The sequence below is a fragment of the Actinoalloteichus spitiensis RMV-1378 genome, assembly GCF_000239155.1.
GTDB lineage: Bacteria > Actinomycetota > Actinomycetes > Mycobacteriales > Pseudonocardiaceae > Actinoalloteichus_B > Actinoalloteichus_B spitiensis.
In genome coordinates, this window is the sequence record NZ_AGVX02000070.1 from 1 (window position 1) to 13,492 (window position 13,492).

The 13,492-nt window shown below is 72.9% G+C and carries 18 protein-coding genes; 16 read left to right on the forward strand and 2 right to left on the reverse strand.

Going from position 1 to position 13,492, the window contains the following annotated elements; all coding sequences use genetic code 11:
• The 4 genes from ACTIDRAF_RS27055 to ACTIDRAF_RS34190 form a co-directional block, all read left to right on the forward strand.
• Positions 1 to 187: histidinol dehydrogenase (locus ACTIDRAF_RS27055; protein WP_039785612.1), on the forward strand; the 187-nt coding region annotated here is incomplete at its 5' end.
• A gap of 29 nt (positions 188 to 216) precedes the next feature.
• On the forward strand, positions 217 to 1,341 hold the full coding sequence (locus ACTIDRAF_RS0203500) for a histidinol-phosphate transaminase (RefSeq protein WP_016697332.1): 1,125 nt from the start codon (positions 217 to 219) through the stop codon (positions 1,339 to 1,341).
• Positions 1,338 to 1,937, forward strand: a complete 600-nt coding sequence (gene hisB, locus ACTIDRAF_RS0203505; protein WP_016697333.1) for an imidazoleglycerol-phosphate dehydratase HisB — start codon at positions 1,338 to 1,340, stop codon at positions 1,935 to 1,937. The genes ACTIDRAF_RS0203500 and hisB overlap by 4 nt, the downstream gene beginning before the upstream one ends.
• A 96-nt stretch (positions 1,938 to 2,033) precedes the next feature.
• Entirely contained in the window at positions 2,034 to 2,189 is a 156-nt protein-coding gene (locus ACTIDRAF_RS34190; protein WP_016697334.1) for a hypothetical protein, read from the forward strand.
• Between the two features lie 537 nt (positions 2,190 to 2,726).
• Here the strand turns inward: ACTIDRAF_RS34190 and soxR are convergent.
• Complete coding sequence (gene soxR, locus ACTIDRAF_RS0203515; RefSeq protein WP_016697335.1) at positions 2,727 to 3,188, reverse strand: redox-sensitive transcriptional activator SoxR; 462 nt, start codon at positions 3,186 to 3,188, stop codon at positions 2,727 to 2,729.
• 55 nt (positions 3,189 to 3,243) lie between these two features.
• Between soxR and ACTIDRAF_RS0203520 the strand changes: the two genes are divergently transcribed.
• From ACTIDRAF_RS0203520 to priA, 7 genes are all read left to right on the forward strand, one after another.
• A complete protein-coding gene (locus tag ACTIDRAF_RS0203520) occupies positions 3,244 to 3,996 on the forward strand; it encodes a thiamine pyrophosphate-dependent enzyme (protein ID WP_039785615.1) in 753 nt (250 codons plus the stop codon).
• Complete coding sequence (locus tag ACTIDRAF_RS0203525) at positions 3,993 to 4,946, forward strand: transketolase family protein (protein ID WP_016697337.1); 954 nt, start codon at positions 3,993 to 3,995, stop codon at positions 4,944 to 4,946. Before ACTIDRAF_RS0203520 ends, ACTIDRAF_RS0203525 begins: the two co-directional genes overlap by 4 nt.
• Positions 4,947 to 5,062: 116 nt before the next feature.
• Entirely contained in the window at positions 5,063 to 5,926 is an 864-nt protein-coding gene (locus ACTIDRAF_RS0203530; protein WP_016697338.1) for a helix-turn-helix domain-containing protein, read from the forward strand.
• A complete protein-coding gene (locus tag ACTIDRAF_RS32445; RefSeq protein ID WP_245533430.1) occupies positions 5,923 to 6,153 on the forward strand; it encodes a DUF397 domain-containing protein in 231 nt (76 codons plus the stop codon). The genes ACTIDRAF_RS0203530 and ACTIDRAF_RS32445 overlap by 4 nt, the downstream gene beginning before the upstream one ends.
• Before the next feature lie 244 nt (positions 6,154 to 6,397).
• A complete protein-coding gene (gene hisH, locus ACTIDRAF_RS0203540; protein ID WP_026065741.1) occupies positions 6,398 to 7,027 on the forward strand; it encodes an imidazole glycerol phosphate synthase subunit HisH in 630 nt (209 codons plus the stop codon).
• A complete protein-coding gene (locus ACTIDRAF_RS27060) occupies positions 7,024 to 7,233 on the forward strand; it encodes a hypothetical protein (protein ID WP_016697341.1) in 210 nt (69 codons plus the stop codon). The genes hisH and ACTIDRAF_RS27060 overlap by 4 nt, the downstream gene beginning before the upstream one ends.
• 80 nt (positions 7,234 to 7,313) lie before the next feature.
• Positions 7,314 to 8,063, forward strand: a complete 750-nt coding sequence (gene priA / locus ACTIDRAF_RS0203550) for a bifunctional 1-(5-phosphoribosyl)-5-((5-phosphoribosylamino)methylideneamino)imidazole-4-carboxamide isomerase/phosphoribosylanthranilate isomerase PriA (protein ID WP_016697342.1) — start codon at positions 7,314 to 7,316, stop codon at positions 8,061 to 8,063.
• 4 nt (positions 8,064 to 8,067) lie between these two features.
• Here the strand turns inward: priA and ACTIDRAF_RS0203555 are convergent, their stop codons facing one another.
• Positions 8,068 to 8,799 carry a CPBP family intramembrane glutamic endopeptidase gene (locus tag ACTIDRAF_RS0203555; RefSeq protein ID WP_016697343.1) on the reverse strand — a complete coding sequence of 244 codons (732 nt, stop codon included), beginning with the start codon at positions 8,797 to 8,799 and terminating at the stop codon, positions 8,068 to 8,070.
• Positions 8,800 to 8,834: 35 nt separating this feature from the next.
• On the opposite strand from ACTIDRAF_RS0203555, the gene ACTIDRAF_RS27065 reads away from it, so the two are divergent.
• From ACTIDRAF_RS27065 to ACTIDRAF_RS0203580, 5 genes are all read left to right on the forward strand, one after another.
• Entirely contained in the window at positions 8,835 to 10,022 is a 1,188-nt protein-coding gene (locus ACTIDRAF_RS27065; protein WP_016697344.1) for an acyltransferase family protein, read from the forward strand.
• A gap of 106 nt (positions 10,023 to 10,128) precedes the next feature.
• A complete protein-coding gene (gene hisF, locus ACTIDRAF_RS0203565) occupies positions 10,129 to 10,902 on the forward strand; it encodes an imidazole glycerol phosphate synthase subunit HisF (RefSeq protein ID WP_016697345.1) in 774 nt (257 codons plus the stop codon).
• Positions 10,899 to 11,285, forward strand: a complete 387-nt coding sequence (locus ACTIDRAF_RS0203570) for a hypothetical protein (RefSeq protein ID WP_016697346.1) — start codon at positions 10,899 to 10,901, stop codon at positions 11,283 to 11,285. Before hisF ends, ACTIDRAF_RS0203570 begins: the two co-directional genes overlap by 4 nt.
• Positions 11,286 to 11,366: 81 nt before the next feature.
• Positions 11,367 to 11,726, forward strand: coding sequence for a phosphoribosyl-AMP cyclohydrolase (gene hisI, locus ACTIDRAF_RS0203575; protein ID WP_016697347.1), 360 nt, complete (start codon positions 11,367 to 11,369; stop codon positions 11,724 to 11,726).
• Positions 11,727 to 11,792: 66 nt separating this feature from the next.
• Positions 11,793 to 13,418, forward strand: coding sequence for an anthranilate synthase component I (locus ACTIDRAF_RS0203580; protein WP_016697348.1), 1,626 nt, complete (start codon positions 11,793 to 11,795; stop codon positions 13,416 to 13,418).
• The last annotated feature ends 74 nt before the right edge of the window (positions 13,419 to 13,492 follow it).

Sequence of the window (13,492 nt, forward strand, 5' to 3'; positions counted from 1 at the left end):
CCCCCGCCACACCGGCGGGCTGTCCGTGCAGAGCTTCCTCCGGGGTATCCACGTCGTGGACTACTCGGAGCAGGCGCTCCGGGACGTCGCCGACGTCGTGGTCGCCCTGGCCGAGGCCGAGGACCTGCCGGCCCACGGAGAGGCCGTCACCGCGCGTTTCCGCCCCGAGACTGGAGCATCGAGTTGAGCACCACCCCAGAACCCCCCGCCTCCGCCGTGCCCGGCGCCCGCGTCGGGCTGGACGCCCTGCCGCTCCGCCCGGACCTGCGCGGCCGCAGCCCTTACGGGGCTCCGCAGCTCGACGTGCCCGTCCGGCTCAACACCAACGAGAACCCCTTCCCGCCGCCCGCCGAGCTGGTGGCGGACGTCACCACCGCGGTGGGCCGGGCAGCCGCCGACCTGCACCGCTACCCGGACCGGGACGCCCTGGCGCTGCGCGCTGACCTGGCGGCCTACCTGTGCCGGGCCACCTCCACCCCGCTGGACGTCCGCAACGTGTGGGCGGCCAACGGCTCCAACGAGATCCTGCAGCAGCTGATGCAGGCCTTCGGCGGCCCCGGCCGGACCGCCCTGGGCTTCGAGCCGTCCTACTCGATGCACCCCATCATCGCCGCCGGGACCCGCACCGAGTGGGTCGCCGCGCCCCGCCGGGCGGACTTCTCGCTGGACACGGCCGCCGCCGCCGAGACCGTGCGGTCCCGCCGCCCCGACGTCGTGTTCGTCACCAGCCCCAACAACCCGACGGGGCAGTCGGTGCCGTTGGCCGACCTGCGTACCGTGCTGGACGCCGCGACCGGGATCGTCGTCGTCGACGAGGCCTACGCGGAGTTCTCCTCCGCCCCGAGCGCGGTGTCGTTGATCGACGAGTACCCGGAGCGGCTCGTGGTCAGCAGGACGATGAGCAAGGCGTTCGCCTTCGCGGGGGGTCGACTCGGCTACCTCGCCGCCGCGCCGGCGATCGTCGACGCCCTGCTGCTCGTCCGCCTCCCCTACCACCTGTCCGTCCTGACCCAGGCCGCCGCCAGCGCGGCGCTCCGGCACGCCGACGCGACGCTGAAGTCGGTGCGAACCCTCATCGAGGAACGGCACCGCGTCGCCGGCGGGCTCGGGGCGCTCGGGTTCGACGTGGTGGACTCCGATGCCAACTTCCTGCTGTTCGGACGCTTCCCGGATGCGGCGGCGTCCTGGCGTTCCTACCTCGACTACGGTGTGCTCGTTCGTGACGTCGGCATCCCGGGGCACCTGCGGGTGACCGTGGGCACGGCCGAGGAGAACGACGCCTTCCTCGCCGCGAGCAGGAGCATCGCCGAGGGGGCCGCAGACGGGAAGGACGAGCGGTGAACCGCATCGCGCGGGTGGAGCGCACCACCAGGGAATCCTCGGTCGAGGTCGAGGTCGATCTCGACGGCGCCGGGAAGGTCGAGATCGACACCGGCGTGCCCTTCTACGACCACATGCTGACCGCGCTCGGTACCCATGCGGCCTTCGACCTGCGGGTGCGGGCCAGCGGTGACACCGAGATCGACGCGCACCACACCGTCGAGGACACCGCGATCGTGTTGGGTCAGGCTCTTCGGGAGGCGTGGGGCGACAAGAAGGGCGTTCGCCGTTTCGGGGACGCCTGGATCCCGATGGACGAGACCCTGGGGCACGCGGCGGTCGACCTGTCCGGTCGGCCCTACTGCGTGCACACCGGCGAGCCGGAGACCTACAACACCTTCACCATCGGGGGGAACTACCCCTTCGTGCTCAACCGGCACGTCTTCGACTCGCTGGCGTTCCACGCCCAGATCGCGCTCCACGTGCGGGTGATCCACGGTCGCGATCCCCACCACATCACCGAGGCCCAGTTCAAGGCGGTGGCGAGGGCGCTGCGGGCGGCCGTCGAGCCGGACGAGCGGCTGCGGGGCGTGCCCTCCACCAAGGGCGCCCTCTGACCGAGCGCCGGTAGGCGGGGCGCGCCGCACCGGTGTCCCGGTCCGTTCGCGGCGCAGGGCCGGCGGACGAGGTGTCACGACGAGAAAGGGTTCCGCGTGGAGTTCACCTGGGTGTCGATCGTGCTGCTCGGCGTTGCCGGGTTCCTGTTGGGGGGAGCCTGGTCGTTGCGGCGGACCAGCCGGGCCGGCGTGGTCGTCCTCCTGGTCGGAGCGGTGCTCGCCGGTGCCGGGGCGGTGCTCTGGACGGGCTGACCCAGTTCCTGGGGCGCGGCCGGCGGGGCGGTACCTCCGTCCTGAGCCGCACCCCGTTGGCCCGAGGAGGAGGACGTGCCGGCCCCGCGGGGCACGCCGAGCACGACGGGGAGACCGGCTCGGGCGCGTGGTCGCCGGGCGGGCCGCGTACCGGTCGGGGTCCTTCCGGCCGGACCGTCGGTGGTGACCGCGCCGGCGCGGTGGACGAGCACCGGTGGTGCCCGGCCGCGCCTCGTCGTGCGCGCGGGGTCCGACGCCGTTCCCGGCGACGAGCCGGTCCGGCGCGGCCCGGTCCGGTGGGTGACCGGTGGCCGGAATGGCGGTGAGCGGGTCGGCGGCCGGCGCCCGTCCACGGTGCTCGCGCCGAGCGCCCCGGCTCCTCCGGAGCCGGGGACAGCGGGGTCGGGAGTCGGGGAGTCGGGAGTTCCACGGTCGGGGCCGGTTCGCGATGTGCCGCGACGGCCCCGGCCGTCCGCCGTCGGCCGCCCCGGGGGGCTCGCGGACCCCTCGTCCGAGCGGTCGGGACCGGCGATCGGGTCAGCGGCCGCCCTCCCGGGCCGGCCTGAGCAGGGGAGCTCCCGGACCGTGCGCGGCGAGCTCGTCGTGCGGGTTGTGCAGTCCGCAGGTGGCCAGCGAGAGGCAGCCGCAACCGATGCACGAGTCGAGGCGGTCCCGCAGCCGCACCAGTCCGTCGATGCGCGCGTCGAGTTCGGACCGCCACTGCCGGGAGAGCCGCGTCCAGTCCGCCCGGGTCGGGGTGCGCTTCTCCGGGAGGGTCGCGAGCGCCGCCTGGATGTCCTCCAGGCTCAGGCCGACCCGCTGCGCGGAGCGGATGAAGGCGAGCCGGCGCAGGACGGACCGGTCGTACCGGCGCTGGTTCCCGCTCGTGCGGTGGGAGGAGATCAGGCCGCGGTCCTCGTAGAAGCGCAACGCGCTGTGGGGGACTCCGCTGCGGTGGGCGATCTCGCCGATGCTGAGGGTGGGACTGTTCACGGGCATGGAACAGCCTAACCCTTGACCTCAACCAATGTCGAAGTATCAGGCTGGGGTGGTGATGACGAAGCACTCCACCACCACGCCGTGGGAGTACGCGGACCTGCCGGCCCTCGTCCGCCGGATGACCGGCGACGAGAAGCACCACTCCGCGTCCTCCTCCACCCTCGACGTCCTCTGGGTCCTCTACGACCGGGTCCTCGACGTCAGCCCCGACCGGGTCGACGCCGAGGGGCGCGACCGCTTCCTGCTGTCCAAAGGGCACGGCCCCATGGCCTACTACGCGGTGCTCGCGGCCAAGGGATTCCTCGACCCCGACCAGCTCTCCGACTGGGCGACCTTCGGCTCCCCCCTCGGCTACCACCCCGACCGGATGCTGATCCCGGGGGTGGAGATCGGCAGCGGCTCCCTCGGCCACGGCCTCCCGCTGGCCGTCGGCACCGCTCTGGGCCTCCGCGCCCGGGGCATCGACTCCCGCGTCGTGGTCCTCACCGGGGACGCCGAGCTGGACGAGGGCAGCAACCACGAGGCCATCGCGGTCGCCGGCCGGCTGGGGCTGGACCGGCTGACCACGGTGGTCGTGGACAACGCCTCCGCCTCGCACGGCTGGCCCGGCGGCATCGAGGGCCGGTTCACCGTGGAGGGCTGGCACGGGGCCACCGTGGACGGCCGGGACCACGACGCGCTGTACACAGCCCTCACCACGCGGCCCGCCGGACGGCCCTCGGTGGTCGTCGCCCGCGTCGAACCGTTCGACGCGCCCGACCACGCGCACCAGGACCCGGCCACGACGACGGAGGAGCGAGCCCGATGAGCACCCGACCCGCCCCGGCCGCCGAGAACGGCGAGCGGCCCGCCAAGACCATGCGCGACGTCTTCGTCGAGACGGTCACCGCGCGCCTCGGCGAAGACGACCGGCTGGCGGTGGTGCTGGCCGACATCAGCGCGGACAGCTTCGCCCCGGCCGCGGCCCGCTGGCCCGACCGCGTGCTCAACGTCGGAATCCGGGAACAGGCCATGATCGGGGTGGCCGGCGGCCTCGCGCTGACCGGTCTGCGTCCCGTGGTCCACTCCTACACCCCGTTCCTGGTGGAACGGCCCTTCGAACAGCTCAAGATCAGCATCGGCCACCAGGGGGTGGGGGCGGTACTGGTCAGCATCGGTGGTTCGTTCGACGCCAGCGCGGCCGGACGCACCCACCAGGCACCCGGCGACGTGGCCCTGCTCGACACGCTGCCGGGGTGGCGGGTGCACGTCCCCGGCCATCCTGACGAGGTCCCGGCGCTGTTGCGGGACGCCTTCGACTCCGAGGACCCCGTCTACGTCCGCCTGTCCGGCCCGACCAACTCGCGGCCGATGCCGGTCGGCGCGGGAGTCCACCCGGTCAGGAGCGGGCCCGGCCCGGACCGGGGAGTGGTGCTCGCCGTCGGCCCCGTGCTCGACCAGACCGTCGAGGGAGTGGGGGATCTCGACGTCACCGTGCTCTACACACCGACCGTCCGACCCTTCGACGCGGCCGGCCTGGCCGAGGCGGTCGGCCGCGCACGGCACGCGGACGTTCTCCTCGTCGAGCCGTACCTGGCGGGGACCTCGGCGCACCGGGTGGCCTCCGCGCTCGAGGCGGTCCCCCACCGACTCCGGTCGCTGGGCGTGTCCAGGGATGCCGAGCTGCGGGCGTACGGCACGCCCGAGGAGCACATGACGGCGCACGGACTGGACGCGACGAGCATCGGGCGGGCCGCCCGGGAGTTCTTCCGGTCGTGACCCCGTCAGCCAATATCACTAGTGGCTATCGCCCAAGAGGTTGATTGCCACTGGTACTCCGATGGGGTTGTGTGGGCGGCGGCATTGCGCACGGCAGTTCGAGGGAAGGAACCGGGATGGCGCCGTCCTCACCCACGGTCGCGAGTTGGGAACTCGGGCTTCGGCTTCGTGAACGCCGGGAGCTGATGGGGCTCACGGCGCAGGCGGTGGCCAAGCGCAGCGGCTGCACCCAGGGCTACCTGTCGGAGGTCGAACGGGGCAAGACGAAGATCGCCGAGGAACGGCTGGCCGCGCTGACCGAGATCTACGAGTTCCACCGCGACGAGGCCGAGGAACTCGCTGCGCTGCGGCGCGACGCCAACCAGCGCCCGTGGTGGAACTCCTACTCGGCCCTGTTCAGCGACGACCTCCTCCGGTTCTTCGGCTACGAGCACGGGGCCGAGAGCTGCCGGGCCTACGACGGGGGCCTGGTGCCGGGCCTCCTCCAGACCGAGGACTACGCGCGCGCGGTGATCCGGGGCGGGGGTCCCAACATCCGGCTGGCGGAGGTCGACCGGCGGGTCGAGGCGCGGATGCTGCGCAAGCAGCGGCTCACCGGTCCCTCGCCGATCCACTACACGGCCGTCATCAACGAGGCCGTCCTCCGCCAGCACGTCGGGGGGCCCCGGGTGCTGGCCGACCAGCTCACCTATCTCGTTGACATGATCGAGTCCTGCCCGGACACCCTCGACCTGCGGGTGGTGCCGTTCACGGCCGACGCCTACCACGCGCTGGGGGGGTCGACGTTCTACCTGCTCGACTTCGCCAGCTCGCGCCTGCCCACGCTGGTCTGGCAGGAGACGGTCACCTCCACCGACCTGATCGATCACTACATGCGGGTCCGCGAGTACGATCTGGCGTACTCGCAGGCCGCCGCGCTGGCCCTGAGCGCGGCCGACTCGTTAGCCCTCATCCGTCTGATCGCCAAGGAGCTGCTGTGACCAGTCGGGTGTCCCCCGTTCGTCACGACCGGTCGGCACGCTCCTCCTGGTTCAAGTCGACGCGGAGCGCCGGCAACTCCTCCTGCGTGGAGGTGCGTTTCGTCTCCGGGGCCGCAGGGGTGCGGGACTCCAAGAACCCCCGAGGGCCGGCGTTGGTCTTCGCCTCCTCGGACTGGTCGGGGTTCGTGGGCAACGTGCGGCGCGGATCGTTTGACGACACCCCCTGATCGCTGACCGGCGGTCGCTCGCCGGTGCGGATTCCACCCGACCTGGTGGTTGTTCCCCTCACGCTCCGCGAGTGCTGCGGAGCGGTGCTCGCCGTCCCGACCGGGGCCGCGACGGCGCCCGACCGGCCCGGCTCCCGCCTCCGGCCACCGAGCTCCTGACCCCGGCGGCGGGGCCTCCGCCCCCGCCTCCCCGGCCCGTGGGCACACCGGTCCCCCCGCCGGCCCGACGGTTTAGCCTGGACACGTGGCATCAGTCGTCGTGTTGGATTACGGGTCGGGCAACCTCCGGTCCGTCGAGCGGGCGTTGGAGCGAGCGGGCGCCGAGGTGACGGTGACCTCCGACGCCCGCGCGGCCGTCGAGGCGGAGGGCCTGGTGGTACCGGGTGTAGGCGCGTTCGCCGCCTGCGCGGAAGGACTCCGGGAGGTGGGCGGCGCCGAGATCGTGGACCGCCGCCTCCGCGCCGGACGGCCGGTCCTCGGCGTCTGCGTCGGACTGCAGGTCCTCTTCGAGCGCGGCGTCGAGCACGGGAGCACCGCGGACGGGCTCGGTCGGTGGCGGGGGCAGGTGGAGCGCCTGAAGGCGGACGTACTGCCCCACATGGGCTGGAACACGGTCCGCGTCCCGGCGGGCAGCCGGCTCTTCGCCGGCCTCGACCCCCAGACCCGGTTCTACTTCGTCCACTCCTACGCCGTCCGCACCTGGGACCAGGAGGGAACCGGCCCGGCGGAACCGCTGGTCACCTGGGGCCACCACGGAGAGGACTTCGTGGCGGCCGTGGAGGACGGACCGCTGTGGGCGACGCAGTTCCACCCCGAGAAGTCGGCGGACGCGGGCGCGGTCCTGCTGCGGAACTGGTTGCGGGAACTCCGGTGACCGGGCGCCGCTTCCGCTCCGTGCGGCCCGGCGGGGGGACCAGGCTCGTCGCGCTCCTGTTGATCGTCGTGATGACGGCGAGCGTCGGGCAGGCCGTGCTGGTCAACCTCGGGCTGTCGCTGTGGGGGGCGCTGGCCGTGCTGTTGCTGGTGATCGCGGTGCCCGCCGCGGTGGTCTTCGGCCGCGACCGGGACCGGGACCGTTGACCCCGGGCGTGTCGCGACGCACCCCCCCGGTGGGGGAACCGCTCCGGGGACCGAGGGTCGGCAGGCCTTAAGGTTGCCCGGTGACTTTCACCTTGCTCCCCGCCGTGGACGTGGTGGACGGCCAGGCCGTCCGGCTCGTGCGCGGTGAGGCCGGTACCGAGACCTCGTACGGTTCCCCCCTGGACGCCGCGCTCGCCTGGCAGCGCGACGGAGCCGAGTGGGTGCACCTGGTGGATCTGGACGCCGCCTTCGGACGGGGTGGGAACCGCGAGCTGCTCGCGGAACTCGTGGGCCGCCTCGACATCGACGTGGAACTCTCCGGCGGGATCCGGGACGACGACTCGCTGCGCGCCGCGCTGGCCACCGGCTGTCGACGGGTGAACCTCGGCACGGCGGCACTGGAGAACCCCGACTGGTGCGCCCGGGCCATCGCCGAGCACGGCGACCGCATCGCGGTCGGTCTCGACGTGCGCATCACCGAACGCGGACACCGGGTCGCCGCCCGGGGCTGGACCAGCGACGGCGGCGACCTGTGGGAGGCGCTGGAGCGCCTCGACCGGGACGGCTGCGCCCGCTACGTCGTCACCGACGTGGGCCGGGACGGGACCCTCACCGGGCCGAACCTGGACCTGCTCCGCGCGGTCTGCGAGCGGACCCCGGCACCGGTCGTCGCCTCCGGCGGCGTGGCCAGCCTCGATGACCTGACCGCGCTGGTGGGTCTCGCCGACCTCGGGGTGGAGGGCGCGATCATGGGGAAGGCTCTCTACTCGGGCGCGTTCACCCTCCCCGCGGCGCTGGCCGTGGTCCGGGACGCCGCCGTCCACCGCTGATCGCTCAGAGGTGCAGCAGCCAGGCCAGCAGGAACGCGCCGCTGTTGCTGGCCAGGTGTCCGAGGACCGGCGCCAGCAGCCCACCTCCCAACCGCCGCACCCCGCACAGCACCAGACCGAGCACGAAGGTGGCCAGCACCGCCGTCAGGCTGGTCACCAGGGTGGCGTCGCCGAAGAGCGCGCCCACCGCGTCGTTGCCCTCGCTGAGGCTGAGCGAGGGCAGCACGTGCCAGAGGCCGAAGCACGCCGAGGCCAGGGCGGCCGCCGACCACCAGCCCCGGTCGCCGCTCCGGAACAGCGCGGGCAGCACTCCCCGGAACGCCACCTCCTCCAGCAGGACCGTTCCGACCGGGATGCGGACCAGCACCGCCCAGAGCATCGCCCCGGTGCCGACGTCGGCCGCCCGTTCGTCGCCGAAGGCCTGCCGGAGTTCGGGTGTGACCAACGCGATCGTGAACGCGACCAGCACGACCGCCACGGCGGCGACGCCGACCAGGACGCCACGGCGGTCCAGATCGGATCCGATGCCCAACGCCCGCCAGGTCAGACCGCAGCGGCGGGCCACGACGACGGTCAGGACGGCGACCACCCCGTTCCAGAACGGGTAGGCGGCCGCGGGCAGAATCGTGGTGGTCATCACCACCGAGCAGGCCAACATGACCAGCACGAGGAACAGGCCGCGGCGGCGGGACCACCGTGCCGTCCCCGGATCGGAACCGACCTGATCCATCGTCATGCCATCCTGCCGGAGAACCTGGGGAGAGGGTAGCGATGGTCGGGCCGAACGGGGCGGGACAGGCTCCGGACGAGGGGAACGAGTCCCAGTTCACCGCGTCCGGCCAGCGGGACCGCTACGTTGACCTCCTGCGAGCCCTCAGCCTGCTGGTGGTGGTGCTGTGGCACTGGGCGTTCACCATCCTGGTCTGGACGCCGGACGGCCCGGTCGCCACCAGCCCGCTCGGCTTCACCTCGGGCTTGTGGATCTTCACCTGGCTGCTCCAGGTGATGCCGGTGTTCTTCTACATCGGCGGCTACGTGCACATGATGTCCTGGCGGCGGGCGAAGGCGCGGGGGTCGGGACTCGGGAGCTTCGTCTGGCACCGGCTCCGGCAGCTCGCGGTTCCCGGTGCGGCACTGATGCTCACCTGGGTCGTGCTCGGCCTGGTCCTCGGGGCGCTGTTCGACATCCAGTGGATCGGTCAGGCGGTGCTGATGGTCATCAGCCCGCTGTGGTTCCTCGCCGTCTACCTCATGCTGATCGCGCTGCTGCCCGTGGCGCTCTGGCTGCACCGCCGCTTCGACGTGCTGGCCCTCGTCTGGCTGGGCGGCCTGGCCATGTGCGTGGACGTCCTCCGGTTCCGCTACGGGCTGGAGGTGTTGGGCTGGGTGAACATGGTGTTGGTGTGGGGACTGGCCCACCAGGCCGGCTTCTTCTACCGGCGCCTCGTCCTGGCCTCCCGCCGGCTGGACCTGTCCTTGCTGTGGGCCGGGCTGTTCGCCCTGGTGGGGCTCGTGTTCTCCGGGCTCTACCCGGGGTCGATGGTGGGCGTGCCCGGCGACCGGCTCTCGAACATGGCACCACCGACCTTCGTCATCGTGGCCCTGCTCGTCTTCCAGATGGGCGTGGTGGAAACCCTCCGCCCCCGGATGGAGGGCGTGTTGGAGGGGGCGCGGTGGCGACGGTTCAACGACGTCATCAACCGGTTCGCCCTGCCGCTGTTCCTGTTCCACACGACGGGCATGGCCCTGTGGCTGGTGGTGTCGTGGGGGCTGTTCGGCGTCACGGTCCCCGAGGCGATCGTCCCGGACGCCGGGTGGTGGATCCGGCGCCCGCTGGCGCTGGTGGGCCCGCTGCTGTTCACCCTCCCGGTGATCGCGCTGTTCGGGAAGTTCTGGATGCGCCACCACACCGAGCGGCGGCCCGCCGTGCTGCCACCCCGTCCCCCGGCGGCCGGCTAGGGCGGTGGCACCGCCGACCGACCGGCGGGGAGGTCGCGGATCGCCGAGGGGCGCGCGGTGACCGGCGGTCGACGGCCGAGGAGGGGGCAGCCTCTACCCTGGGCGCATGCCAGTTGCCGTGCGCGTGATCCCCTGCCTGGACGTGGACCGGGGCCGGGTCGTGAAGGGGGTCAACTTCACCGACCTCGTCGACGCCGGTGACCCGGTGGAACTCGCGGCGGCCTACGACGCCGAGGGTGCCGACGAGCTCACCTTCCTCGACGTCACGGCCTCCTCCTCCGAGCGGGAGACCACCTTCGACGTGGTGCGCCGCACCGCCGAGCAGGTGTTCATCCCCCTGACCGTCGGCGGCGGGGTGCGCAGCGTCGAGGACGTCGACCGGTTGCTGCGTGCCGGTGCCGACAAGGTGAGCCTCAACACCGCCGCCGTCGCCCGCCCCGAGCTCCTGCGGGAGGCTTCCCGGCGGTTCGGTGCCCAGTGCGTCGTGCTGTCGGTGGACGCCCGCCGGGTGCCCGCCGGGCAGCCGCCCACCCCCTCGGGGTTCGAGGTGACCACTCACGGGGGGCGTCGGGGCACCGGCGTGGACGCGGTGGAATGGGCGGCCACCGGGGAACGGCTCGGAGTGGGGGAGATCCTGCTGAACTCGATGGACGCCGACGGCACGAAGCGAGGTTTCGACCTCGACCTGATCGAGGCGGTCCGCCGCGAGGTCTCCGTCCCCCTGATCGCCAGCGGTGGCGCGGGCGCACCGGAGCACTTCGCCCCCGCGGTGCGGGCCGGCGCGGACGCTGTCCTGGCCGCCAGCGTCTTCCACTTCGGCGAACTGCGCATCGGTCAGGTCAAGGACGCGCTCCGGGCCGGGGCGGTGACGGTGCGATGAGCCGTGCGGAACGCTCGACGGGGACTCGTCCGCCGCTGGAGGTGCGGGTGTCCATCGGCGTCCTCTCCGGTGGGGGACTGCTGTTCCTGGTGCTGGGCCTGGTGCGACTGGTGACCGAGGGCGGCTCCGACATCATGGTGCTGCCGACCATGATCACCATGCTGGTCCTGGCCGCCTCGGTCAGCATCTACGCCGGCCGCCCGTCGCTGCGCGCCCTCGGCCTGGCGGGGGCGACGCTGGCCGGGCTCCTCTACCTGCTGTTGGCGATGAGCGACGGGCCCTGGTGGCTGACGGTGGTCGGCCTGCTGCTGGCCGCCAGCGCCTTCTACACGCTGGTCCTGCTCAACACCGGGCCCGCCCGCCGCTACGGAGGACTGCCCTGACCCCCCGGGGAGGCCCGGCCGGGTGCCGTTGACCACACCGCCCCTCCGGCGGAGCGAACACCGAGAACGTGGAGGTCGCCGATGGGTTCGGCGCGGCTCGATCCCGCCATCGCCGACCGGCTCAAGCGCAACGAGGCCGGTCTCTTCTGCGCGGTCGCGCAGCGCCGGGAGGACGGCGCGGTACTGATGGTGGCCTGGATGGACGACGAGGCGCTGCGGCGCACCCTCGCCACCCGGCGTGCCACCTACTTCTCCCGCAGCCGGGGCGAGTACTGGGTCAAGGGGGAGACCTCCGGGCACACCCAGTACGTGCACGAGGTGCGGTTGGACTGCGACGGTGACACCGTGCTGCTCACCGTCGACCAGACGGGCGCCGCCTGCCACACCGGCAGCGCAACCTGCTTCGACGACGGGCTGCTGCTCGCCGCCGACGCCGGCTGAGGGCGGCGCGGGCAGGCGTTCGGCGGGCCAAACCCGGTTTGGGTGACGACCCCGTCCGGCGGCACAATGACCGGCATGGCTGGCGTGCACGGTGGCGGTACTGGTTCGGTGAGTCCGACCAGGGAGGAGTTCCGGCGGCTCGCGGTCCAACGGCGGGTGATCCCGGTGGTGCGCAAGCTCCTCGCTGACGGGGAGACGCCCGTCGGCGTCTACCGGAAACTCGCCGGGAACCGGCCCGGGACCTTCCTGTTCGAGTCGGCCGAGAACGGCAAGTCCTGGTCGCGCTGGTCCTTCGTCGGCGTGCGCAGTCCCGCCGCGTTGACGGTGGTCGACGGCCAGGCGACCTGGACCGGGAGCCCGCCGGTGGGGCTGCCCAGCGGGGGTGACCCGATGGCGGTGCTGCGGGAGTCGGTGGAGCTGCTGCGCACCGATCCGCTCCCCGGCCTGCCGCCGCTCACCGGGGGCATGGTCGGCTACGTCGGCTACGACGCGGTGCGCCGGCTGGAACGGCTGCCCGACCTGACCGAGAACGACCTCCAGGTGCCCGAGCTGATGATGCTGCTGGCCACCGACCTCGCCGCGCTCGACCACCACGAGGGCACCGTGACCCTCATCGCCAACGCGGTCAACTGGGACGACAGCCCGGAGAACGTCGACGCCGCCTACGCCGACGCGGTCCGCCGCCTCGACGAGATGACCCGCCTGCTGTGCACCCCGGCCGAGCCGACGGTGTCGGCGTTCGGCCGTCCCCGCCCGCGTTTCACGCGCCGCCGGTCCCGCGAGGAGCACTTCGCGGCCGTGGAGACCGCGAAGGAGGCGATCCGGGCCGGAGAGGCGTTCCAGGTCGTGGTGTCCCAGCGGTTCGAGGTGGAGACCGACGTCGACGCCCTCGACGTCTACCGGGTGCTCCGCACCACCAACCCGAGCCCCTACATGTACCTGTTGCGGCTGTCCGCGCCGGACGGGGAGGGCGGGGAGCGCCCGTTCAGCGTCGTCGGATCCAGCCCCGAGTCGCTGGTGACGGTGCGGGACGGTTACGCGACGACCCACCCGATCGCCGGCACCCGCTGGCGGGGCGCCGATCCGGACGAGGACGCGTTGTTGGAGAAGGACCTGCTCTCCGACGAGAAGGAACGTGCCGAACACGTGATGCTCGTCGACCTCGGCCGCAACGACCTCGGCCGGGTGTGCCGCCCGGGCAGCGTGCACGTGGTCGACTTCTTCCGCATCGAGCGCTACAGCCACGTCATGCACATCGTCTCCACGGTGCGCGGCGAACTCGCCGAGGGCCGGACGGCCTTCGACGCCGTCGCCGCCTGCTTCCCCGCGGGGACGCTGTCCGGCGCTCCCAAGCCCAGGGCGATGGAAATCATCGAGGAGCTGGAGCCGACTCGCCGGGGGCTGTACGGGGGGGTGGTGGGCTACCTCGACTTCGCCGGTGACGCCGACACCGCCATCGCGATCCGCACCGCGTTGATCCGGGAGGGCGTCGCCTACGTGCAGGCCGGGGGTGGCATCGTCGCCGACTCCGACCCGGAGGCCGAGGACAACGAGTGCCTGAACAAGGCCGGTGCCGTCCTCTCCGCGATCGCCACGGCCGAGACCCTGGCCGAACCGGGACCGGCTGGCGGCGGCGGGGCGGACGGAGCCGGCGCGACGACGAGGGCGGCGGCCGATGTCGCGGGCGTCTGAACCCGGCGAACCGCCAGCGGGCCCCGCCGTGGTGGCGGCCCCCGAGGGCCAGAACACGAGCCGGCGCGGGGCCC